Raw genomic sequence first — 23,912 nt, 5'->3', positions numbered from 1 at the left:
GCCCGGGCCACCTCCGCTGGCGACGGCGGAGGTGGCCGTGGGGGTGTCCGGCCAGCACGCGGGACCCGTCACACCAGGCGACGGACCAGCACGACCTTCGAGTGAGTCAGCGCGCCGGTGACCAGCACCGCCAGCACCGGAGCGCCGAGCACGGTCGCGGCCAGCGGCCACCACGGCAGGTGCCAGGTCAGGTCCGGGCGGAACGCGACGAGTCCGGCCGCGGGCACGATCCCTCCGGCGAGCCCGAGCACCGCGCCGGTCCCGACGATCAGCCCGGCCTGGGCCGCGGCCGTGCCGCGACGCAGCCGTGGGCCCGCCCCGACCGCCGCGAGGGTCGACAGGTCGTCGCGCATCTCCGCGGTGGCCAGCCCCACCGCCACTCCGCCCGATGCGAGGGTGACCAGGCCGCTGACGATGGCGAGCAGGTACACCACCGGATCGGTCGCGCGGTGTCGCTCCGGGTCGACGCCCACCAGCGGCACGACCGGCGTGGTGGGTGCGCGCGGTCCGGCACGCAGTTGGACGGCACGCAGTTGGGCTCCGAGCACCGTGGTGGTGGCGGCCGCGAGTTCGGCGCGGGTCGGCGGGCGTACCGTGTCGAACACCACCCCACCGGCGCGTACCGGCAGGCCCAGCCGCGCCGCGGTCGGCGCCGAGATGACCACGCCGGGCAGGTCACCGTACGAGTCCGGTACCGGCGCGAGCACCGCCGGCACGGTGAGCGTCTTCCCGTCCGGGGTGGACAGGACGACCGTGCCGCGGTCGACGAACTCGGGATAGAACACGACCGCGCCACCGCCGCCGATCGTGTCCACAATGGACTGACCTGGTTCCCGGCCGGTGACCGCGCGGATCAGCGTGGCGCCGCCGATCGCGACGGTGGCCGGCCGGTCCGGCGGCGGTCGGTCCGGTGCGGCGGCGGCCAGCGTCGCCGGCGTGAGCCGCGCGGTGGCGGCGGCGGTGTCAACGGGTACCACCGAACGGGTCGGCAACTGCCGCGCGAGGCCGCGCAGTTCGTCTGGAGCCAGCGCAGCGGCGGCGACTTCGGGTAGCACGACCTGCCCGACCCGGGCGACCGGACGGCTCGCGGTCAGGTCGCTGCCCGCCGAGTAGTACAGGGTCAGCGCGACGCTGCCCGCGACACCGGCGGTCACCGCCGCGACCGCCGCCGCCGTACGCAGCCGGTGCCGGGCGGCGTGGCGCAGCGCCAGGCGGCCGGCCAGCGGCAGGACGGCGGCGACGCGGCCGGTGGCCCCGACCGCGGCCGGTGCCACCGCGGCGAGGCCGAACAGCACCAGGCCGGCCCCGACCGTGGCCACCCGGACGTCGTCGACGGTCGGTCCGGACGCGTACGCCGCGATCCCCACGCCGGCGCCGACACTGACCACTCCGAACAGCAGCCAGCGCCGGCTGCCCCGGGCGGCTGCGACTTCGCGGCTGGCCAGCCCGGCCCGGATCGGCCGGCGCGCCACGCTCCGGGCCGGCCCCCACGCGGCGGCCAGCCCGAGCAGCACCGCGAGCGCGAGGATCCCCGCCAGCCGCGCCACGGGCACGCCGGCCCCGGTCTCGGTGCCGACATCGACCCTGGCTCCCGCATGGACACCGGCCCCGGCCAACGGATGGTCGACGATGCGCTCCACCAGACCCCGGCTCGACCAGAACGCGAGGAGCCCCGACCCGGTACCGAGAATGCCGGCGCACGCCCCGAGCAGCACGCCGTTGGCCAGCACGACGCGGGCCAGCTGCCGCCGGCTCGCGCCCACCGCCCCGACCATGGCCAGCTCCCGCCGCTGCCGCGTCGCACCGACCGCGAACGCCGCACCGACGAGCAGCCCCATCTCGGCGGCGGCGAACCCGACGACGAGACTCACGCCCGCCGTGCGGACGGCTCGCTCCGACCCGGTGGGCACCGGACGGGCCTGGTATCCGAGACCGTTCACCTCGGGCGGCTCCCAGTGCGCCACGGACGGCGGCAGGTCGACCAACAGGCTGCGCCGCGCGCCCGGCGACAGCGGGTACCCGGTCGGCACGATCAGCAGCCGTTGCCCGAGCCGCTGCGCGCTGTCGACGAGCCCGACCACGGTGAGCGCGCGCCCCGGCATGCCGGCCGACATCCGGTCGCCGACGCGCACACCCTCGGCGGCCGCGAGCGAGCGGCTCACGGCCACCTCACCGCCACCGCGCGGCGCGCGCCCGGCACGGATCACGTACGCGCCCGCCAGCACCGGATCGCTCACATCGACCGCGTCGTACCGCTGGCTCTCATAGCCGCCCGTGGCAGTGCGCACGATGGTGTCGCCGTCCAGCCGCGGTACCGTCCGGCTGCCCGCCGGCAGCGCCGCCACTGCCTGTGTCAGCCCGTCCCCTTGAAGGACGAGGTCGGCGCGCCCCATGACCCAGCTCGCCTCCCGTTCGGGCGAGGCGTACGTGGCGGCCCAGACCAGAGTGAGTACCGAGCCGGCGAACACCGGAACCATCAACAGCAACACGATCAGCGCGCTGCGTACCCGGTGCCGCACGGCGCTACGGCGAGCCAGGCGCAGCGCCACCCGCCACGAGCCGACCGTCTCCCGTGCCGCCACCGGGGCCCGTGCGGTCACCAGAGCCCGCGCCGTCGCCAGAGCCCGCGCCGTCACAGTCTCCCGCGCCGTCACCGGGGCTCCCCGAGCAGTTGCTCGGGACGCGGCCGTGCGCCCGTCGAGTCCCTGATCCGGCCGTCTCGCAGGAACACGATCCGGTCGGCCCACCCCGCGTACCGGCTCTCGTGCGTGACCAGGATGCCGGCCGCGCCCGCGTCCACCCGGGCGCGCAGCACCTCCAGTACCGTCTGCCCGGTCGCCGAGTCCAGCGCGCCGGTCGGCTCGTCCGCCAGCACCAGCCGCCGCCTCCCGATCAGCGCCCGGGCGACCGCGACCCGCTGCTGCTGCCCGCCGGACAGCTGATCGGGGAACCGGCCCGCCTCGCCGGACAGCCCGACCTCAGCCAGTGCGGCCAGCGCCTCCCGCCGAGCCGTACGCACTCCGGCGCCGGCCAGCTCGCGCGGCAGCGCCACATTCTCCGCCGCGGTCAGCCCGGAGACGAGGTTGAAGTCCTGGAACACATACCCGATGTGGTCCCGGCGCAGCCTGGCCAGGCCGGTCGCGGACAGGCCGTCGAGCGCGTGGCCTTCGACCCACACCCGTCCGGTGGTCGGGGCGTCGAGCCCGCCGGCGATGGCCAACAGGGTCGACTTGCCGGAACCCGAGGGCCCCATCACCGCCACCAGTTCGCCCGGGCCCACCTCCAGCGTCACGCCGTCCAGCGCCCGTACCGTGGTCGTCCCCGACCGGTACGTCCGGCCGACCCCGTCGAACCGCAGCACCGTCCCGGTCACCGCCGCAGTCACCGGGCCGGCCCTGCCGCATCCCGGGCCGCCCCGGCCCTGGGCCGGCGTCGCAGTACCGCCGGCGGCAACGCCTTGCCGCCGCGACGCAGCACCGTCGTTTCCACGTGGTCCAGCCAGCGCAGCTCGCCCTCCAGCGCGAAGATGACGTTGTCGAGCAGCAGCATCCCGGCCATGTCGTCGGCCGCGTCGGCGTCCCGCCGCAGACCGGTGCAGTCCCGCAGCAGCCGCATCGACTCGGTCCGCTGGCGCTGCACCACGTCGGGCACGTCCACGCCCTCGGTGGTCGCGGCCATCAGCAGCTTGATGGCCAGCTCGTTGCGCGGCCGGTCGATCTCGGCGACCGGCGTGTCGAACCAGGCGGTCAGGGCGGCGCGACCGGCCTCGGTCATCGCATAGACCGTGCGTCCCTCGTCGTTGGCCCCGGCCCCGGCGACGAGGCCGTCGCGCTCCAGCCGCTCCAACGTCGTGTAGACCTGGCCGACGTTCAGCGGCCAGGTGCCGCCGGTACGCGCCTCGAATTCGGTGCGCAGCTGATAGCCGTACTTCGGCCCGTCGGCGAACAACGCCAGCAACCCCAGCCGAACCGACATCCGATCCTCCGCCTCCCCGTGGTACTTACCCAGTAAGTAGTTACGGAGTATGTAGGTCGGCCGCCGGCCCGTCAACCATGCCGGCGGTCGTGTCGGCGGTGGTGCCGCCGGTCGTGCCGGCGGTCGTGCCGGCGGTCGTGCCGGCGACCCCCACCGGGCGTGCCGGCAATCACGAAACGAACACGGGTGCAGCTTGGCGCCGACGCCGGAGGTCTGTCTGGGTGGATACGGATGGTTCTATGCGGGGAACGGGTGCGGGAAAAGGATGCGGAAAGCGCTGGTGGTGGACGGCAACGGGTTACGGGTGGGCATCCTCGGGCCGCTGGAGGTGAGCCGGGACGGTGAGCCCGTCGTCCTGGCCGGGGAGAAGCTCGCCGTGGTCCTCGCCGTCCTCGCCTCGGCCGCCGGCCGGCCGGTCGGCGGGGGTGCGCTGGCCGACCGCGTCTGGCCCGATCGGCTGCCCGAACGGGTACGGGGCAGCCTCCAGACACTCATCATGCGGCTGCGCCGGGCGCTCGGGCCGGGAGCGATCGCGACCGTCGGCGACGGGTACCGGCTCGACGTCGAACCGGACCACGTCGACCTGCTGCGGTTCCGCCGCCTGGTCGGCGAGGCGGTCGCGGCCGACCATCCCGGTACCGCCCGCGAACTGCTCGGCGAGGCACTGGGACTGTGGCGGGGCGACCCGCTGACCGGCGTCCGCTCGCCGAGCCTCGACCGCGACGAGATCCCGGGGCTGATCGAAGAGCGGCTGGCCGCCCTGCACCGCAGGGTCGAACTCGACCTGGCAGCCGGTCGGCACGACGCCGTCACCGCGGAACTGCGCGAGCTGACCGGCCGGTACCCGCTGCGGGAGTCGCTGTGGCGGCAGCTCATCGTCGCGCTGATCGCGGCCGGCCGGCCCGCGGAGGCGATCCAGGCGTACCACGCGGTCCGCACCCGGTTGGCTGACGAGCTGGGCATCGACCCATCGGCCGCCCTGCAGAGCCTGTACCGCGGCCTGCTGCACGGCGATGACGACAGCGCGGGCCCCGGCAGCCCGGCTAGGGCTGACGCGCCCAGCCCCGACCGTTCCGGCGCCGACGTTGCCTGCATCGACACTGACGGCGCTGACATTGGTGGCACTGACGCGTCCGGCGCTGACATGGGAAGTACCGACGCTTCCGCCCGTGCCGGCGCCGACTCGCGGCGGCTGCTCGGGCGCCACCGGGAGGTCGACGCCCTGGATCGCTGGCTGGCCAGTGCCACCGCCGACGGTTCGATGCCCACCGTCGCCGCGCTCGTCGGGCCGGCCGGGATCGGCAAGACCGCGCTCGCGCTGTGCTGGGCCGACCGGCAACACGACCGGTTTCCCGACGGCCGGTTGCACCTCGACCTGCGCGGCTACGGGCCGCACGCGCCGCTCGCCCCGGAGCGGGCGCTGGAAAGCCTGCTACACGAACTGCGGGTACCGGCCGAAGACATCCCGCCCGGGCTCGACGAGCGGGCCAGCCTGCTGCGTACCGCCATCGGTGCGCGCCGGATGGTGGTACTGCTGGACAACGCGCGCGACGCCGCACAGGTACGCCCGCTGTTGCCCGGCCCCGGTTGCCTGGTCGTGGTGACCAGTCGCAGCCAGCTGCGCGGCCTGGTCGCCTACGACGGCGCGTACCGGGTCGCCCTCGGCCGCATCCGCGTCCCGGACGCCCGCGCCCTGCTCGACGCGACCGCCGAGGCGGGCCCGCACCGGTACGACAACGACGACATCGCGAAGGTCGTGGACCGGTGCGCCGGACTGCCTCTGGCGCTGCGGATCGTCGCGGAACGCCTGGCGCGCAACGGATGCGACCTGAGTGCCATCGTCGCCGAACTGGACGGCCCGGACGGCCGGCTCGACGCGTTGCGCACCGGCGACGACGACCTGACCGACATGCGAACCGTACTGTCCTGGTCGTACCGCGCGCTCGATCCGGACGCCGCCCGGGCCTTCCGGCTGGCCGGCGCGCAGCCGGGAGCCGACCTCGACCCGGCCGCCGCGGCGATCCTGCTGGGCCTCACGCGTCCGGAAACCGGTGCGATCCTCGACCGTCTGGTCGGCGCGCACCTGCTCGAACGCCAGCCCACCGGCCGGTACCGGATGCCCGGGCTCCTGCGCGCGTACGCCGCCGAGCTGTCCCGGGCGGTGGACGAGGACCGAATGGCGATCCGGGCCTTGCTCGACTGGTACGTGGGCGATCCGGCGGGTACCCGCCCGCGCGCGCATCCGGCCGGGGCGCCGGCGTCGTACGCGCTGCCGGCCGGCCGCCTGCCCGGGGGGCGCGAGGCCGCCCGTTACCCGTGAGGCCGTCGGTACGCACGCGTGGCGCCAACCGTCCAGCTGACGGTTGGCGCCACGGTTCCGTGCCTGCCGACTGGGTCAGGACACGCGCTCTCCCCACTCCTGTACGTTGTACGGCGGCCCGACGCTGGTGGCGTTGTCCCGGATGTTCGCCATGTTCGAGTACACCGCGAGGAACGTGGGCTTCTCGAACAGCGGCAGGACGTACGCGTCGTTGGACATGATCTGATCGGCCTGGTTGAGGTCTTCGGTCGCCTTCTTCGGATCGGTCTGGCTGGCCGCGTCCTTGAGCAGGGCGTCGCTCTGCGCGTTCGTCCAGTGACCGTAGTTGCTGTCACTGGTGCTGCCCCACAGTTGCCAGGCGCCGGAGAAGTTGAACGGGGTACCGATCCAGGCGAACAGCAACAGGTCGTAGTCGCCCGAGTGCAGGGTGCCGGACAGGTCGCCGAGCTGCGTCGGCGTGACCTTGATGCCCAGTGCGCCGAGTTCGCTCTGGATCAGTTCGCAGGTCTGCTGGCGCAGCGTGTTCCCCTGCGTGAACGAGCACCGCAGCGCCACGTCCTTGCCCGTCGGCGTCTTCAGCGCGGTACCCACACCGGTGTAGCCGGCGCCGGTCAGGTATGCCTTGGCCTTGGCCAGGTCGCCGCTGCCCTGTCCGGTCGAGCTGACCACGTCCTGGTACCCCGGCTGGCCCGGCACGAAGTTGTGACTGTTCAACGGTTCGGCGTTCGGTACGAACTGGCCGATCGTCTTGGCGATGACGTCCTTGCGGTTCACCGCGGTGAAGATGGCCTGGCGCAACTTGAGGTCCCCGAGCAGCGGGTTCTGCAGGTTCAGGTCCAGGTGCTCCCAGGTCAGCCCCTTGCCCAGGTAGCTCTGCACGCCACTGATCTGCCTGACCTGCTGGACGATGTCGGCGGTGGGCTGCGGGTAGATGCCCTGCACCTCGTTGTTCTGCAGGGCCGGGACTTCCTGGTTCTGGTCGGTGATGATGCGGAACACCAGCTTGTCCAGGCTCGGCTTGGTCTGGCCGTACCACTTCGGGTTGGGCGTTTCGGTGATCGAGACGTCCTTCGCGTACCCGGTGATGACGTACGGGCCGGCCGAGTAGTTCGGCGTGTTCTGGCCGAACCACTCGTACGAGGCGGCCAGGTCGCCGTGCTGTGCCGCGATGTGCGCCGGGTACAGGTTGGAGAACAGCGCCTTCCAGTCCGCGTACGGCGTCGAGAACACCACGGTCGCGGTCTTGCCCCCGTCGGACGGGGTGATCGACTTGATCTGGTCGAACCCGCTCGAGTTCGCCGTCGAGCACGCCTTGCAGTGCACGCCGTCCGACGTCTGCCACTGGTAGATGAAATCGTCGGCGGTGACCGGCTGGCCGTCGTTCCACACCGCATCCGGCTTAATCTTGTAGACGATTGTCTGTGGTTTGTCGCTGGTCTGCTCCGCCGAGACCATCAGGTCGGTGTTCAGCGTGACCGAGTAGTCCGGGCTGACGTTCCACACGTTGGGCAGCACGCCGTCGAGCACCTCGACGAAGTCGAAGGAGTTGCCCTCCGAACTGTTCACGTTCCAGTTGCTGATCGTCTTCTCGATCGTGTACGTGAAGATGCCGCCCGGCTTGGTCTTCCCACTGTTGCAGGTGGTCGGCTTGCTCGCGCAGTCCGCGAGACTTCCCTGGTTTCCGCCGCCGCTGACGGGCGCGCCCGATCCGCCGCACGCCGTCAGTACGAGCAACGCACCCGCGACCAGTGGTATCAGGCCGGTCGAGGCCCTGGGGATTCGCATCGTCTCCTCCACCCCGCCGTCGCGAGGAAATCACATCGGTGGAAGTCACATCGGTGGCCGTGTCGTGCCACTTCGGCCCGGCGCTCCGCGTCCCGCCCGCAGGTGCGGGCGTCTGGCCATCGTGCGCCGCGGCACTGTCACGGCTCTGCCCGCGCTCTGCTCCCGCCCTGCTACCGCGCTGTCGGCACGCTGCCAGCCCGTTGCGCGGGCGACGACCGGGTCGAGGTCACCCTGCGCACCGGCGACGGCCGGAGAACCTATCGCTGCCGGCGGCCGACCACGATCCAGGCGTGCAGATCGTCGTCGTTCTCCACGGCGGCGGCGAGACCGGTTCCGGTGAGCGCGCCCACCGCCGCGTCCGCCTGGTCCTCGCCAATCTCCATCAGCACCTGTCCGCCGGGAACGAGCCAGTCGCCGGCCCGTTGCGCCACCCGGCGCAGCACGTCCAGGCCATCGAACCCGCCGTCCAGAGTCACCCGCGGCTCGTGATCCCGAGCCTCGCGCGGCATCAGACCCACCGCGTCCGTGGGCACGTACGGCACGTTGGCCACCACCACGTCGACGTGGCCGCGCAGGCGATCCGGCAGGGGAGCGTACAGGTCGCCCTCGTACACCTGCCCGCCGATCGGAGTGAGGTTGCGCCGCGCGCACCGTACGGCGGCCGGCTCGATGTCCACCGCGTACAACGCCGCGTTCGGCACCAGCGCGGCGACCGCCATGCCGACGGCACCCGATCCGCACGCCAGATCCACCACCACTGGTCGCGCCGCCGCGGTTGGATCCGCCGCCGCTGGTCCCGCCGCTGGTCCCGCCGCCGCTGGCCCCGTCACCGACCCCGGCGCCGAGGCGGCTTGGGCCGCGGCCCGGCGCACGAGCAGTCCGGTTCGCTGGCGCGGCACGAAAACCCCCGGATCGACGGCGACACGCAGCCCGCAGAACTCGACCCAGCCGACAATGTGTTCGAGTGGCAGCCCGGCGACCCGTTGGGCGACCATGTCCCGCAGCGCCGCCGGCGTATCCGCCGCCTCAATGAGCAACCGCGCCTCGTCCTCGGCGAACACGCATCCGGCCGCGCGCAGCGTGCCGACGACGGCCCCCCAGTCAGCCGCCGGAGCCGAGCCGGACGCCGGGCTGGGCCCGGAGGCCGGGACGGAACCGGACTCGGGGGTGGAACTGGACTCGGGAATCGAGCTGTACTGCGACATGGACAACCCTTCGGAGCGCGGTGAGCGCCCGCGGTTGCCGTGGCCCGGTGGGGATCAGGAGATCCGCCGACCCGTGCGGTGGGAACGCTCGCCATCGATGGCAATGACGCCGAAAATCGGTCCCACCTCCTTCCGGGCAGCGACGGCCAGACCGAAACGGTACCGCATCGTCCGGGTGCCGGTGATGCTCAGCCGGTCGGGCTGACCTTGTCCACCTCGATCGTGAGCAGCAGGCGCTTCTTGTCCCGGCCGCCGTACCACGGGTAGGGCCGACCCAGGTACCGCTGGGACAGTTCCTCGATGTGCTCCGTCGCCCCGTCAGCGGTCACGTCGACGACTCGGCCCCGTACCCAGTAATAGCGGGACGGATTGGCCGGGTCCGAGACGGTCAGCGCCACCCGCGGGTCCCGCTCGACGTTCTTGATCTTCTGGAAGCCCTCGACGCTGTTGATCAGGACGTGCTTGCCGTCCGTATCCACCCAGGTCTGTGTGACCTGGGGCGAGCCGTCGGCCATCAGCGTGGCCAGGTGACATGGGCTCGGCTGGCGCAGCAGGGCAAGCAGTCCCTCGGGCAGGTCCACGGTCGAGTCGTCTCCCGTCACACGAGCGTCGTGATGATCGTGGGCCATGCTAGGGCAGTCGACTGCGGGTCCACTACGATTTTCGTGGATGCGGCCGTATCGGTCACGACGAGGAGGACCCCCGTGGTCAGCGACATCCCCGCCCCGCCCGGTGTCGACATCACCCGACCCAGCGTCGCCCGCGTCTATGACTACATGCTCGGCGGCAAAGACAACTTCGCCGTCGACCGGCAGGCGGCCGAGGCGGCCCTGCGGATAACACCCGACGGGCCCGAGGCCGCCCGCGCCAATCGTGCCTTCCTCGGCCGCGTCGTCCACCACCTGGTGGCCGAAGCCGGGATCCGCCAGTTCCTCGACATCGGATCCGGCTTGCCGACACAGGGAAACGTGCACCAGATCGCCCAGAGGGTCGCCGCCGACGCCCACGTCGTCTACGTGGACAGCGATCCGATGGTGCTGGCGCACGGCCGAGCGCTGCTCGCGGACAACCGCACGACCGCCGTCGCGAACGCCGACGTACGGCAGCCCCGGAGCATTCTCGACCACCCCGACGTCCACGGGCTCATCGACTTCGACCAGCCGGTCGGGCTTCTGCTGCTGGGCATCCTGCACCACCTGGCCGACGACGAGAAGCCGGGCGACATCGCCGCGAGCCTGTACGCCGGGCTCGCCCCCGGCAGCTACGTCGCGATCTCGCACTTCCACGATCCGGGAGAGGCGCATCCGGAGGAGTCGCGGAGTGCGCGCGAGGTCGAACGGATTTTCAATCAGACCATGGGTACCGGACGGTGGCGTACCCACGACGAAATCCTGGCATACTTCGCCGGCCTGGAGCTGGTCGAGCCCGGCATCGTGCCGATGGCCGAGTGGCGGCCGGAGCCGGGCACGGCGCCCGGCCCGAGGAACAGCATCCACCACACGCTGATCGGCGGCCTGGCCCGCAAGCCGTAGCGGCCCGGGCCGGTCGTCAATCGCCCGGCCCCTTCACTCCCCCGACGTCTTCACTCACCCAGCGGCGCGGCATACCACCGCCAGCGCTCACGCCGAGGACGGCCGGGCAGCTCGGTCCGGCCCGTCGCCCACCGCAGCGCCTCCCACGGATCGGTGGTCGCCAGAGCCGCCGCCTCGTCCGGGAACAGCCGGGCGAGCACCCGGCCGCACAACTCCCGCGGCGCGTCCAACGTCAGGCCCAAGCCCTCCGCGATGTCCTCGCCGTGCAGCAACGTTTCCACGCACCCCATCGCGGCGAAGCCTTCCGCGTCCGCCATGCCCATCGGGTGCCATGCCCGCACGTCCGGCGGCGTCGTGCGGACCACCGTGGCGAGGATCCGGACGGTCGCGCCGACGAACTCCAGTACCTCCGCGGCCGAGGCGCCCTTCTCGCCGCTGGTCGCGAACCGCACGTACCGCCCATCGGGCCGGGCCACCAGCTGCATCGTGTACGACATCAGAACGTCCGCGACGTGCTCACCCGTGTGCCAGCAGTCCCACTCCAGCGTGCCCGCCGGCACGGACCAGTCCCGATCGGTGGCCGGCTCCAGCGTGGCGACGACGCTGGCCAGCGCCGAGTCGAGGTCGTCGGCGGTGACGGTCATGCTCTCCCCCATGGTGTCCGTACCGACTGTGTCCGTGCCGACTGTGTCGGTGTCGCATCGCACGCGTGCTGCGTTGTCGGTAGGGTCGGTGTCGGCAGGTGACAATACCAGCGGACGGCCTCACCTGCCGTTTCTCGTCAACCGGAAGGCCACGGGTGTCCCAGTATTCCGATTTCGCCCGAGCGCCCAACATAGCCAACAACCCGGACACGTACGAGAAGGAAAACCAGGCCATCGACCCGTCCGGGGAACTCTGGCACGCGTTGCGTGACACAGCCGACTGGAGCGGCCGGACGGTGCTCGACCTGGGCTGCGGTACCGGATTCTGGCTGCCCCGCTACGCCGAACTCGCGGCCGAGGTCATCGGCGTCGAGCCCGATGACGCTCTCCGGGCTCTCGCGTCGGAGCGCATGGCGGGTTCGCCGGTACGGGTACTGGCCGGGTCGGCCGAGCACCTCCCGATGCCCGACGCCTCGGTCGACGTCATCCACGCCCGGTTCGCGTACTTCTTCCCGCCGGAGTGCGAAGCCGGCCTGGCCGAAGCCCTTCGCGTCCTGCGTCCCGGAGGCGCACTCGTCGTCATCGACAACGACCTGCGGCACGGCGAGATCGCCGAACTGCTCCGGCGGTCGGCCTGGGCCGAACCTCAGGGCACGGCCGGCGTGACCGACGAGTGGTGGCAGCGCCGCGGCGCCCGACGCCGGGAGGTGATGTCGGCGTGGGCGTGCCCCGAACCCGCCGAACTGGAACAGATCCTGCGGATCGAATTTCCGGCTGACATCGTCGACGACTGGCTCGGCAAGCATCCCGACCAGTCCTCGCTGAGTTACGGGTATGTACTGTTCGCGATCGGCCAGCACCTGGGATCGTGAGGCCGCGTCGTCGTCGGGCTTCCGGGGCGCGGGCCGGATTCGCGCGCAGTCGCCCGGTCAGCTCGCCGCCAGGACCCGTTCCAGCGTGGCGTAGCCTGCCGGTTCCCAGGTCGGCTTGCCTCCGGCAGACCGAGCCTGCCGTTCACCGGCATGCGCGGGCACGCGAGCACCGGCGAACGTAGCAAACCGAAGGTGCGCCACGGCGGATCGCGCTCACCCGGTGGTCGTGTACCTGACACCCACCCCCCGGGGCCCCTTCGCCACACCCCGCTTGAGCTGCGGTTCCCCGCAGGCTCTCGATCGAATCCGACCTCCCTCGACGATCTTCGAAGATTTTCTCGCGATTTCCGTGAAACACCACGGCGCCCTCGTGGGTGTCTTCTCCGTGACCGCCGAAGCGGTCGCGCTCACACCTACGGGGAGAGGAAATTCCTATGCGAGCGTTGCGAACGGGTCGACGTCTGCGCCAGGCGGCGGTCATCGTCGCCGCCGCGACCGGGATGGTCGTGGCGGGTGCCGGAGCCGCGCATGCGGCGACCGCACAGCTGGACAGGCACGTGGTCCCGGTCAACAACGACCACCTCTCGGTCACGTCCGGGCCGCTGGTTCTGTCGTACGACGGCACCCACTACTTCGGTGACATGCGGCTCTCGGTGACCAACGACAACCCCACCGCGGTGTCCGACGCCAACCTCAGCATCAACGTACCGGCCGGTCTGGTCGTCACCACCCTGTCCGGTGCCTCCGGGTGTGTCGGAAGCGCTCCGGTGAGCTGCGGTGTGGACACCCTGCAGCCCGGCACCACGACCGTGACCGTCAGCTTCGGCTCGTTCGCGGCACCGGCGGGCCGGGCCCGCGTCACGGCCGACGGCTCGGCGACCGTGACCCGGCTGGCGAACACCGCGCACCCGTCGGCGCGGGAGAAGACGAGGTTCCACGGCGTGCTGGCCTCGACGTCGGGTTCGGTGAGCCACCCGGTGGCCTACCAGCCGGCCGCGGTCAACGACCTGGGGTTGTCGGCCGGCACCGCGTCGGTCACCCGTCAGGACGACGGCTCCTACACGGTGCGGGTACCGGTGACCGCGCTGGACAAGAACGACGCCGCCAACCAGACGGCGTGGATTGAGCCGAGCACCACCCTGCCGAACGCGACTTTCACGGGCACCGACCCCGCCGCGCCGTGCACCATCGTCTGCTCAGTGCCGGGGTCGCCGAGTTGGATGTCGTCCGGCGAGTCCCGGTCCGTAGCCGTCCTGTACACCGTGCCCGCCGGTACAGCACCGGGTGTGTACGAGGTGACGGTCTACGGCGTCTTCAACTTCGACGAGGATGACGCGACGCCCGCGGACAACACCGTCACGGTGAGCGTGACGATTCCCGAGTGATCGAGCGATGTCGCGGGGCCGGGCGGTTACCGCCCGGCCCCGCTTGCGCTCTGCTCCCGGCCGAGGCACTGAGTTCAGGCGGACCGCTGCGGTCGCCCAGAGTCTGGTTCCGTGTCGTCGGCCGCTGTACTGCCCTGCTGTACGGCTGGTACGGAAGGAGCCGCCTTCGGCGGGCGTAACCTTCGCATGATCCACACCTTGACTCTCGTCCAGCCGTGCAGCTCCACCCAGAAGTTGACGAGCACGCAAGTCGGGATCCACCAGATAAGGCCGGACGCCCAGGTGTCGTTATTCAAGAAGTGGAGCGAGGCCGCCATGAAGACGCCAGCGAGAACGCTGCGGACAAGCAACTTCACACGACCAGCGCGCCGCATACCCGCCTCCTTCGTAGCGTCTGACCAGGAATGTACACAGCGACCGCCAACCGTCAGGCAGCGCAAACGGGGAGCGCGATCGACATGCGTTCCGCAGCACTCTGCCAAGTGTGGGTGAAGTCGACCCTGACAGAGCGGCGGTCTCTGGCGGCGTTGGAAATTCAGGCAGGTGTGTCGGTGGCTGAGGGGCGCCGAACGGTTCGACGTCTCCCCGCAGGCCGTGCGTCGCTCGGTGCGCTGCTGGCATCGGGATGGTTAAGGGCCTGAATCCCGATGAGCTGGGATGTTGGGCGAAGAAAATAGGGCCTATGAGGCACATCTTCCGACCCAGGCCGCCGGTGCCGACCAAGCCAACCCACCGAGCCACCCCGTACGAGGTGTTCTTCGACCTCGTGTTCGTGTTCGCCTTCATTCGGGTGGGGACGCTCATGGCACAGGCGCCGACGCCGCGCGGGCTGGCGCACGGCCTGGTGCTGCTGTTGCTGCTGTGGTGGCCGTTCACCAACTACGCCTGGCTGGCCAACCAGGTCCGCGCGGACGTTGGCTTGGTCCGGGCCGGAAACGCCGCTGTGATGGCCGCAATTTTTGTGGCGGCAATTGTCCTGCCTGGCGCGTGGCGGCACGGCACCCAGTCACTGACTGCCGCACTGACCCTGGCCCTCGTCTACATTCTGGTCCGGGCCATATATCTGGCCCTCCTCTGGCACATATCGGCCGATAATCCACAGCTACGCGCTTCGATGCGCTTGCGGGTCATACCGGTCTCGATGGGCTGGCCTGCGCTGCTACTGGGCGCGGTGCTCGGAGGCGAAACGCAGACGCTGTTGTGGGTCGCAGCGTTCCTCATCGACGGCGTCGGCGGCCTGCTCATCGCGGTGTTCGCCGGACACGCGCGGTTGCCCAGCACGAGCCATTTCGCCGAGCGGCACGGCCTGATCGTAATCATTGCGCTGGGTGAGTCGCTGGTCTCGGTCGGCGTCGGCGCCGGATCAGCGATCACCCACTGGCCGGTCCTGATCGCTGCGCTGCTCGCCCTCACCGCGGCCCTGGCAATGTGGTGGCTGTACTTCGAAAACGCCGCCGCCCCCGCCGGACAAGCCCTGGCCCGGATCCCCGTTGCGGACCGGACCCGAACCGGCGCCATCGCCTACAGCGTGGCTCATTTCCCGCTCATCGCCGGGATCATCTACCTAGCCCTCGGCATCGAGGTGGTCCTCCGCCACCTGGCCCACCACACCGCCGGAGCCCCGCTGGACTGGACCTCGACCGCAGCTCTGTTCGGCGGTCCGGCCCTCTATCTCATCGGCCGGGCACTGTTCCTTCGACTCACCGTTCGGCACACCCCACCCGCGCAGATCCTTGCGGCCGGCATCATCCTCGCGCTGCTGCCCGCCGCCCGACACCTTCCCGCCATCGCCGCCCTCGCCCTCATCGCCACCATGTTGATCGCCCTCGTCTGCTACGAACGGATGACGTGGCAGCCAACCGCCGCGGCAAGATGACCACCCCCGCTTTGCCGACCTGGCTCCGCGGGTCGAGCAGATTCTGCGGCTGGCCGAGGGGCAGGCCACTGCCATTCGCTCGGAGGCGCAGCGCGAGGCAGGGCGGATCGTGGCCGACGCCCGGGCTGGGGCGCAAGCGATCATCGAGAAGGCCCGGGAGCAGGCGCCATAGACCCCCGGGCCCGGATTACCCGATCGGCAGTTCGCGCCACTCTCCGCCCCGGCACATCCCCCGCTACTTGGCGTTGCACTGGTTCCAGCTAGATCACGAGTCGGAAGAATGCCTCGATCCTGGTCGCCACCAGGGGATATCGACAGTGGTTGGTGGTGGCTGCTGGTGGTCATCGGTCGACGTTTGACGGCCTGTGGACGGCCTGATCATGATGATGCTGTAGCTGTGATCGATGGACTAGCGGCAACGCGGTCGCTGCCTGTCGGATGCGAAATCCATTGGTTAGTAGCAACGGCTGAAGGTCCGCCACGGCCCATGGGGTTGCTGCAGTTTGCTGTTGGCACAGCATTCGTCGACGGACCGGCTCACAACAGGGTAGCGACGCCCGCGACCGCGCTAACGAGGGCCGCCAGCAGCATGAGCCCGTCGTACAAAGGTCGTCCCGGTGGCGTAGGTTGGGTCGCTGGCGACGTCTGCTGCGCTCGGGAACTAGCCGCGCGGACCCGTGGTCCACGGTTTCCAATCGCCGGGGCTTCGCGTCGAACCAGTCCGCCACTCAGCGCCGCGAACACCCGCCGTAATCGCTGCCAAAGATGGTCTGAACAGCCGATAAGCCAACCCCATCGCGACTTCGTGCAAGCGGTCCGCCTGGTGGTGATCTCACGGCAACGAAAGGGAAAGACGAAGATTAGATATGGAACGCCCAAGCTGAAGATGGTGAACAAGCCGGCCCGCAATCGATGCGCGGCAAAGAAGACAGCCGCGACGACCAGGAGGATGACGGCACCGGCAAGTCGATCCCGGCTTGTGATCTTGTCGGTAGACACGACAGCCCCTATCCCGCCGTTACCCAACGTGATGGCGTTTCGCGTTTCGGTAGTCACCGTAGCGGCGGCCATCAGTTGCGCTCGGTCTCGTGTCGGTAACTTGACGGTCTTGATTGCACGTCAGACGGGGTTGCTGGGGTCGATCGCGGTGCGATTCGAGGATTCCGGTAGCTGCGCCCGGATGCCGTACACCTATACGAAATCGGTCGCAATCCGCACGCGATACATCTATCGGTCAGCGACTCGGTCGCGTTGGTCTGCGATCCTGCGATGTATGGCCTTCATTTCGAGTCCTAGCCTCGCAGCAACCGCTGGTTCTTCCTCATGGCTGACCCCCGGTCTCTCGATCTCGATCTGCGCGTTGCTTTTCACCGTTGCATCGTTCTGGTGGATGAACGTCCGACGCGGCAAGCTGCGAAGCGCAAGGCCGCATTCCTTTGCCGCCTCATTTACGCAGCATGGTCTCCTAATCAACGTGCCGTTAGTGCTACACAATGATGGAGCCCCGCCGATCGTTATCCAGGATCTTCGTATGCGGCTCGATAAGAGGTTTGAAGTATCCCGACAATACCTGGAAGGGCAACCCGCTGCTGCCGACTCAGAGAGCGTCCAACCACCGGCTCCGGAGAGTCCGGAAGTATTGCCGATACAACTTTCGTGGCGTGCAACACGTCCTGCCGTGCAGCCCGAGCCAGGATCGCGGCCCCTGGCCGCACTCTTTCCTGTTTCGGGACGTACTGCTGTGCTTACATTTATTGAGTTCGGTCGGGACAGCCCGAAATCTTTGCCCCGGGGAGGCCCTTACATTGCGACGATTGAAGTGAAGCTGGCACACAAGCGATCCTGGTCGTCCCTCCTAACGTTCGATCTACACACCGAACTCGTCCATACACCGACTCACTACATTGCTTATAGCAACGATCCCGGCTGGCAACCGTGACCGCCGTGTCACGCGCTCGTCGTTGGTCCCGCATCGCCTCAACACTTCCCCTGGAGACTCCGTGACGCGTTGGTGGGAGATCACAATACCTGTAGCGGGAACGCTATCGGGGGTGTTGATCACGTCTTGGGTGCAGACGCGAAGCAGTGACCGACAACGGCGATATGACCGTGCGCTGCGGTTCTACGAAGACAAAAAAGATGTTTACGTGCGCTACCCGGTACTTGTGTCTGAGATTCGGAATATAGTGGCGCCCATCTTGCGCCGGACAAATGAAATAAATGCAAGGCAGACCGAGCTGCTTGCTGTCGAAAACCGGCGTCTAGCTATTATGGAGACAAATATCGCCGCTCTTGAGCGCATAAATGAAGACATAGCAATTCAGACCGATAAACTGCGAGACCAGTTGGGCCATTTGCCGGATGAGGCTTCCATTACGGTTGATGCGGCTGCGTGGCAGGTCCTTGACGAGACCAACGCTGCATTGAACGATGGTCGGTCGGAACTCGCCACCTTAAGCGACGAAGTCGGCGATGGTCTGGATGAAATTTGGTCTCAATGGCTCAGTGCAGCGCCGCTGTTCGCTGAACTCGATCGTGCGAATAATGTGATCGCCTTGTACTCGTCTCCTGAGGTAGTAGCAGCGGCCGACAAATTACGGTCAACTATGGGAAGCGCTCCAATCGCTGACTATATGCAGGCGGTAGAGGCATTTCGTGTAGCGGCACGAAGGGATTTGCAAACAGGAACATGGTGATTGGTCGTGGGACTTCTTAGTCAGTTAGGTCGAGCCATTCTCGGCACCTGCCTCTTTGTCATCCGCGCTGGTTATCACGAGGGTGGTCGTTGGTCCGAAATGGCCGCCCTTCGGTTGCAAGGCAAGATCGTCTCCAAAACGTCTCCAAGAGGCGCCCTTCACCAGGGAAACAGGCCACCGGGTGCAAAACGAATGGTGAACACAAAGAACCAGATAGCGAGCACAAGTAGGATGGCAAGCAGAAAGAAATTGTTGATTGCCCCGCGAACGCGAATCTTCTCTACGGCCGGAATAAGTAGAGGAACAACCCCTATCATGGTCCCAGTATCTGCGACCCAGGTTGCCGTGTGGTCAAGAGATCTACCATATACCACACTCATGAGCGTTACGCCCAGGCTTGCGAATGCGCCAATGAGTCCAAGCTGCATGCTTAGAGAATGGTCATTCGCGCTGCGTGTTTCATCGCTTTGGCGGGGCAGCAACTTAGCTTCAACGACGAGAGCGACCAGCAGGGTGGCATCGACTTGCGCAACAGTCGCGGCAGCGTCAGGGGTCACGAGGGTAGGGTATGGCCCCGCCGCCACTGTCAAACATGCCGCTGTCAATCGATCATTGACAATCAAACGTCTATCGCCGCCCCGTACGCCGTCGACCCGCACCCTGTGGAGCGGGCCGGTTCTGGGGCCGCCACTACCCGCGCACCGTAACCGGTCGTGCCACGCTGGCGGCCCCGGGTTCGGCCTGCTCGGCTCGCCCGGGTCGACGGTGGGCGGGGCGAGCTGCGCAACCACTCACGGACCGCGACGCGCGTACGGGGTTTCCGGCCCCGGTGCCCGAGCGCCCCCGCCGGAGGCACCGCCCTTGACCCGCGAACCGCAACCCGCCCGGCGGCGCGGCGTGGCTGCCACGCCGCGCGCCCAGACCCCGCCCGGCCGGCTGCCGGCGCCCCACATCATCAAAGCTCCGTGCTGTCGACTGGCGGCCCGGGGCTTTCTGCATAACGCGCCAGCCGGCGGGGACGCCCGCGAGCCGTCGGCCGTCGCAGCGACAGCGGAGCGGCCGCGGCTCGCCCCCGCTGGAGGCTGGCGCGAGCGGCCCGTATCGGGCCGCTTTAAAGTCGTACAGAAACTTTGCGCACGATCACGCCGGTGTGCCGGCCGGGCGCCTCCCTGGGGCTGGCGTTGCACCGGGTTGCCACGCTGTCGACGTGGCGGAATTGAAAGGCCCGAGCGGCTTGCGGAAGTTCGCCCGCGACGTCGGCGTGAACGTCCTGGCCAACCTCTGCGCGGCGGCAGTCATCTATCTTGCCGCAGTGGCCGGCGGTTACCTCTCCAGGAACCCAAGAACGGAGTTCGCGGCTGTCGGGGTCCTCTTTGTCGCGGGGGTCATACCTCTCAGCCTGCTGATCTCGAACGTCACCCGCGCTGCGGACCGGCGCTTGGACAAATGGGTTTCGAGGATTCGACCACAGTTGTCAGATTTCGACCGCGCGCAACTGGTTGCGCAACTGGGCGCGTGGGCTGGAGTCGGCCTCGTGGTGGTGCCCTACGCCGCGCTAACGGCGGCGGTGTTAGCGCTTCTTCAGGTGGCCCGATAGAACATGCGTGCTAATCTCAGGCCATGGTCGAACCGGGCGGCCTGGTCCTCTGGCACAACCCGAAGACTGGTCGACAGGAGTGGAAGAACTTGATGCCCGAGCAGTGTCGCAGCGGGCACGCCTTGGTGCGTGACGTGATCCACCTGAGCTGGCGGGGTTGCATGTGCCGGCCGGCTGGGGTTGGTGGCCACACGCTCGTGATCTGCATGACGTGCGGCGACACACAGCTCCTGCCGACGTGCCTCACCCCTCTGTGAGGTCGGCTCAGCCGGCGTCCTGAAGTAAGACATCGAGAGTGTCCTTGAACGAGGCTGCGAAGCTTGCCAACGCCGCCGCCCCCTTGGCTGCCGAGCCGAGTGAGGGCCGTCCGATGACACCTGACGTGGTGTAGGCACTCATTCCGAGGCTGAGCAGGTGCGGACGGTCGTCGGCGAGCCAATCGGCCGTCTCATTACCCGGCCGCACGACATCTGGGCATACATGCAGCAAGATCGACGTCTCCGCTTCTCCTGCGTGCATGTCCTCGTGAACGGTCGTTTCCATGCCCGCGTCTGTCCTGGCCTTGATCCAGTCGGCTGTCTGTGGAAACAGTGCCATCCGTGGGCCGCCCACGGAGGCTTCCTGGACCACATTGGACAGAACATAGTTACCGCCGTGCCCGTTGATGACGACCAGGCGGTCAACGTCGCTGTGCGACAGTGACGCTGCAATATCGTTGATCACGAGGTGCAGCGTCCGGGCGCTGATGCTTACCGTGCCTGGCCATCCTGCGTGTTCGTGCGAGCATGCAATCGTGATCGGTGGTAGCAGCGCTACCGGATACGACTTCGCGATCTCCCGAGCGATTGCGCTCGCGACGAGAGTGTCGGTCGACAACGGCAAGTACTCGCCGTGCTGCTCGTAGCTGCCTACCGGCAGCAGGGCCACACGGGTATCCAGCGAGGCGACTTCGGCTGACGTCGCCACCGAGATCAGGTGGTCCAACGTGTCTCTCCTCACCCTGCGATGAGCTCCCGGATCTGACCGTTCAGATCCGATACTCCCTCATCACGGCGCCACGGCGTCAGTCGGGTTCGTAGCCGAAGAAGTTCATCCACTGACCGACTAGACATCGCGATCTTGACTACGGACACTGCGCGGCGACCGGTCGCACACGCTCGTTCGATGTCGCCGCGACCGACGTAGGCCGTAGTCAGCCGCGCAAGACACAGTCCTTGATCACGCCGAAGCCCATCACTCGGCCAACCAGCCAGGCTCCGCTCGTAGACCGGGATCGCGGCATCGTACATGTCCATAAGGTTCCAGCAGGTCGCTGCTTCCATCTCGATGTAGGAGGGGTTGCAGTAAGACGCCAGGTCGTCATCATCGATGCGCGCACGGTGAATCTCCCGGTCAGATGCCTCGATGCTGCGCATGCAGTCTGACGACTGACGCAGCGTGGCATGCGCACGTGCTCGTTGACTGAGAATCAGAGCACGGATGCGCGCCGGCAGCTTCTCCCCGTGGCGCAACGCCGCCTCCGTCAGGCCGATGGCCCGCTCGGGCCGCCCTTGGTCGATGGCGATATTGGCCTTTCGCATCAAGACGTAAGCTGCCTTGTAGGCGTCGTCCGCTTCGAGGGCGAAATCCATTGCACGATCCGAAAACGACATCGCTTTGTCAGAGTCGCCCGAGTCTTGATAGAGCCACCCAGTGAACTCGTTATACTGACAGGCAAGATGTGTCAACTCTGCTTTGACAGTGTTTCGCGCCGAAGGCAATAGGTGGTCGAGAAGTGTCGCCTGCGCCTTCACGACCTCTACGAGATGATGCGGACCAAGCAGGTTGTCTGCGCGGATATGTTCGGCGAACACGTTGCGGAAGTAGTTGACGGTGTCGGTACTGATGGCGGGGACGACTCGGCGCGTGCCGGTGCGTTGGGCATCCTGTCGGCTGATGAAACCAAGCTCGTCCGGACTCAGGCCGTAGACCTTGCACAGAAGACGCTGGTACATCGCTTCGGCAGGTTGGCCGTTCTCCCAACGAGACAGCATCGTCTTCAAGCTGGCTGCACTCGCGATCGGTGTACCGTCTCGTGCCGCCTGCTGCTGAACCGCTCGAATCACCTGCGCCTGCTTCCACCCTCGGTCAATGCGCGCCGCCTGGAGCGGAGTTGTCGGCGTAATCTCAGAACTTCCGAAGCTCACGTGCTGACTCCCTATACCAATGCAGGAACCGCATTGCCAGTGTGACGCACACGAATGCGGTTGTCACCGGTTAACAGCATCGAGTTGCCTTGAGTTAACCGACGTCGTCTGACGCCTTCTACCTCTGGCGAGGTGTCATGGATATGCGAGTCAAACAGCTCGCGACACCGAGCCAGCGTCCACAAGGGATGCGCTCATCAACAGGAGGAACGTAGTGAAGATCTACGTGGACACCGCAGGTAAGCAGCTCACGGCGTCGAAGGACCCGGAGCCGAAGAACGACCAGCATGGAAAGCAGCGCAACGAGAAGGACACCGGGCGTCCTCTGTGGTCGACCCAGGTCTTCGTGATGGACGAGACCGGCGGCGAGGTGATCGCGGTGACGACGGCGGGAGAGAAGCCGTCCGTTCGCCAGGGTCAGCTCGTGCAGCCCGTTCAGTTGGAGGCCGTGCCGTGGTCGATGGAGCAGAACGGCAAGGCGCGTAGCGGCGTCTCGTTCCGCGCTGCGGAGATCAAAGCGGTTGAGGTTCGTACGGCTAAGTAGTCCCACCCCGGCGTCATCGGGTTGTGTCACCTAGCCACCGTGTCCGTGGCTTCATCTCCTTAGCGGGCAACCTGTTCCGCTACCGGTCAATGTTCGGCTGCGCGCATGCGGTCCTGACCGTTGTTGACCACCGAGACGGGTGGTCGAACCTCCAGGGTATGGCGCGGGGTCGGTACCGATCTGCGAAATCTGCCGACCTCGCCGCCCTACCTGGACCCATCCCATCAATCCCCTTGCCGGGAGGACGAGTCATGCCCAAGTTTAGCGGACGCGGCAACCGACGCGGCTTCAGCCGTTCGGGCGGCACGGTCACCGTGCTGGAAACCCGCGTACACCGCTCCTCGGCCCGCAACGCGCGGGTCGCGTTCATCCTCACCACGATCGTGATCGCCCTGTTGACGATGACGATCGCGTCGGACTACATGAACCCGGTCCTGGCCCTGCTGCTGGCCGCCGGGCTCGGCCCGATCGTGGGCGCCCTGGTCTGGGTCGTCGTTCGGATCTGGCCCGTGCTGCGGGTCCTGTGGTGGTGGACACCGGAAATCACCTCTGCCCTGGCCCTGGTCTACGGCTGGTTGTGGTTCGCTGACGCGACAGACTTGGTCGTACGGCTGATCGTGGTAGCGGCTCTGGGTGGGTCGTTCGCGATCCCACCGGTACGCCGCCGCGTGTGGGCTGTGGTGCTGTGCCTGTTCGTCAGGCATCGGCTGCGGGTGTGCTTCGCCCAGTTCATCATCGCCAACCAGTCCGGCACTCTGCCGTTCATCCTGATGGCCCGTCCCACCCCGGTGGGTGAGCGGGTCTGGATCTACCTTCGGCCCGGCCTGGACCTGACCTACCTCCAGGCCAGCGCCGAGAAGATCGCGGTCGCGTGCAGCGCCGCGCAGACCGTCATCGAACGCGTTAACCCGAGCAATGCCGCGTTCCTGCGGGTGGACATCAAGCGCCGTGAGGTGCTGACCGCCACCGTCAAGCCCGGCCTGACTGACCTGGTGGGCGCCGACGGTACCCCGATCGACGACACCACGGCTGTCATCGCGCCCAGCGCGCTGGACCTGCCCGACGTGGCAGACCCGGCCGTCAAGGCGGCCAAGCCGGCCACCACCCGGACCGTTCCGCCGGCACGCCCGGCACCCGGCCCGGTCTTCCAACCCACCTCGGTCACCTCGGCAGACGGCGAAGACGTCTCCGACCTGATCGACTTCTAACCCGTGGCCGGTGCGGCACCCGCCCTTTCCGGGGTTCCGCACCGTTCACGCCCCCTTCAAGGAGGCGCACACCGTGAAGCGCACCAC

19 protein-coding genes are annotated in these 23,912 nt (G+C 68.2%); 9 read left to right on the top strand and 10 right to left on the bottom strand.

Annotated elements, in window-relative coordinates; genetic code table 11:
* Positions 1–68 precede the first annotated feature (68 nt).
* From Raf01_RS14500 to Raf01_RS14490, 3 genes are read right to left on the bottom strand one after another with little or no spacing between them, the layout of a single operon-like run.
* Positions 69–2,654 carry an FtsX-like permease family protein gene (locus Raf01_RS14500; protein WP_203918363.1) on the bottom strand — a complete coding sequence of 862 codons (2,586 nt, stop codon included), beginning with the start codon at positions 2,652–2,654 and terminating at the stop codon, positions 69–71.
* Entirely contained in the window at positions 2,651–3,373 is a 723-nt protein-coding gene (locus Raf01_RS14495) for an ABC transporter ATP-binding protein (RefSeq protein WP_203918466.1), read from the bottom strand. The genes Raf01_RS14500 and Raf01_RS14495 overlap by 4 nt, the downstream gene beginning before the upstream one ends.
* Positions 3,374–3,381: 8 nt before the next feature.
* Positions 3,382–3,975: a PadR family transcriptional regulator gene (locus Raf01_RS14490; protein WP_203918362.1), complete on the bottom strand. Its 594-nt coding sequence runs from the start codon at positions 3,973–3,975 to the stop codon at positions 3,382–3,384.
* 265 nt (positions 3,976–4,240) lie between these two features.
* Between Raf01_RS14490 and Raf01_RS14485 the strand changes: the two genes are divergently transcribed.
* A complete protein-coding gene (locus tag Raf01_RS14485) occupies positions 4,241–6,295 on the top strand; it encodes an AfsR/SARP family transcriptional regulator (protein ID WP_203918361.1) in 2,055 nt (684 codons plus the stop codon).
* Positions 6,296–6,370: 75 nt separating this feature from the next.
* Here the strand turns inward: Raf01_RS14485 and Raf01_RS14480 are convergent, their stop codons facing one another.
* The 3 genes from Raf01_RS14480 to Raf01_RS14470 all read right to left on the bottom strand — a co-directional run bounded on the left by Raf01_RS14480 (position 6,371) and on the right by Raf01_RS14470 (position 9,887).
* Positions 6,371–8,080, bottom strand: coding sequence for an ABC transporter family substrate-binding protein (locus Raf01_RS14480; RefSeq protein ID WP_203918360.1), 1,710 nt, complete (start codon positions 8,078–8,080; stop codon positions 6,371–6,373).
* A gap of 257 nt (positions 8,081–8,337) precedes the next feature.
* Complete coding sequence (locus tag Raf01_RS14475) at positions 8,338–9,285, bottom strand: methyltransferase (protein WP_203918359.1); 948 nt, start codon at positions 9,283–9,285, stop codon at positions 8,338–8,340.
* Positions 9,286–9,473: 188 nt separating this feature from the next.
* Positions 9,474–9,887, bottom strand: coding sequence for a PPOX class F420-dependent oxidoreductase (locus Raf01_RS14470; RefSeq protein ID WP_239133606.1), 414 nt, complete (start codon positions 9,885–9,887; stop codon positions 9,474–9,476).
* A gap of 102 nt (positions 9,888–9,989) precedes the next feature.
* On the opposite strand from Raf01_RS14470, the gene Raf01_RS14465 reads away from it, so the two are divergent.
* Positions 9,990–10,817 (top strand): SAM-dependent methyltransferase, encoded by an 828-nt coding sequence (locus Raf01_RS14465; protein WP_239133605.1) that lies wholly within the window; start codon positions 9,990–9,992, stop codon positions 10,815–10,817.
* Positions 10,818–10,867: 50 nt separating this feature from the next.
* On the opposite strand, the gene Raf01_RS14460 is transcribed toward Raf01_RS14465, so the two are convergent.
* Positions 10,868–11,461 (bottom strand): maleylpyruvate isomerase N-terminal domain-containing protein, encoded by a 594-nt coding sequence (locus Raf01_RS14460; RefSeq protein ID WP_203918356.1) that lies wholly within the window; start codon positions 11,459–11,461, stop codon positions 10,868–10,870.
* A 155-nt stretch (positions 11,462–11,616) separates the two neighbouring features.
* On the opposite strand from Raf01_RS14460, the gene Raf01_RS14455 reads away from it, so the two are divergent.
* The 4 genes from Raf01_RS14455 to Raf01_RS14440 all read left to right on the top strand — a co-directional run bounded on the left by Raf01_RS14455 (position 11,617) and on the right by Raf01_RS14440 (position 18,290).
* Entirely contained in the window at positions 11,617–12,333 is a 717-nt protein-coding gene (locus Raf01_RS14455; protein WP_203918355.1) for a class I SAM-dependent methyltransferase, read from the top strand.
* A gap of 434 nt (positions 12,334–12,767) precedes the next feature.
* On the top strand, positions 12,768–13,718 hold the full coding sequence (locus Raf01_RS14450; protein WP_203918354.1) for a hypothetical protein: 951 nt from the start codon (positions 12,768–12,770) through the stop codon (positions 13,716–13,718).
* Positions 13,719–14,343: 625 nt separating this feature from the next.
* Positions 14,344–15,594: a low temperature requirement protein A gene (locus tag Raf01_RS14445; RefSeq protein WP_308442650.1), complete on the top strand. Its 1,251-nt coding sequence runs from the start codon at positions 14,344–14,346 to the stop codon at positions 15,592–15,594.
* Positions 15,595–17,645: 2,051 nt separating this feature from the next.
* Positions 17,646–18,290 (top strand): hypothetical protein, encoded by a 645-nt coding sequence (locus Raf01_RS14440; protein WP_203918352.1) that lies wholly within the window; start codon positions 17,646–17,648, stop codon positions 18,288–18,290.
* Positions 18,291–18,448: 158 nt separating this feature from the next.
* Here the strand turns inward: Raf01_RS14440 and Raf01_RS14435 are convergent, their stop codons facing one another.
* Complete coding sequence (locus Raf01_RS14435) at positions 18,449–18,847, bottom strand: hypothetical protein (RefSeq protein ID WP_203918351.1); 399 nt, start codon at positions 18,845–18,847, stop codon at positions 18,449–18,451.
* A 650-nt stretch (positions 18,848–19,497) separates the two neighbouring features.
* Between Raf01_RS14435 and Raf01_RS14430 the strand changes: the two genes are divergently transcribed.
* Entirely contained in the window at positions 19,498–19,887 is a 390-nt protein-coding gene (locus tag Raf01_RS14430) for a hypothetical protein (protein WP_203918350.1), read from the top strand.
* 264 nt (positions 19,888–20,151) lie between these two features.
* On the opposite strand, the gene Raf01_RS14425 is transcribed toward Raf01_RS14430, so the two are convergent.
* Positions 20,152–20,871: a creatininase family protein gene (locus Raf01_RS14425; protein ID WP_203918349.1), complete on the bottom strand. Its 720-nt coding sequence runs from the start codon at positions 20,869–20,871 to the stop codon at positions 20,152–20,154.
* An 11-nt stretch (positions 20,872–20,882) separates the two neighbouring features.
* Entirely contained in the window at positions 20,883–22,073 is a 1,191-nt protein-coding gene (locus tag Raf01_RS14420) for a helix-turn-helix domain-containing protein (protein WP_203918348.1), read from the bottom strand.
* 214 nt (positions 22,074–22,287) lie between these two features.
* On the opposite strand from Raf01_RS14420, the gene Raf01_RS14415 reads away from it, so the two are divergent.
* Both Raf01_RS14415 and Raf01_RS14410 read left to right on the top strand, forming a co-directional pair.
* Complete coding sequence (locus tag Raf01_RS14415) at positions 22,288–22,617, top strand: hypothetical protein (protein ID WP_203918347.1); 330 nt, start codon at positions 22,288–22,290, stop codon at positions 22,615–22,617.
* Positions 22,618–22,868: 251 nt separating this feature from the next.
* Positions 22,869–23,825: a hypothetical protein gene (locus tag Raf01_RS14410; RefSeq protein WP_203918346.1), complete on the top strand. Its 957-nt coding sequence runs from the start codon at positions 22,869–22,871 to the stop codon at positions 23,823–23,825.
* Positions 23,826–23,912: the final 87 nt, after the last annotated feature.

The organism is Rugosimonospora africana (assembly GCF_016862975.1).
Lineage (GTDB): Bacteria > Actinomycetota > Actinomycetes > Mycobacteriales > Micromonosporaceae > Rugosimonospora > Rugosimonospora africana.
Note: the sequence above shows the minus strand (reverse complement) of the source record. Positions and strands in the feature narration are given on the sequence as shown.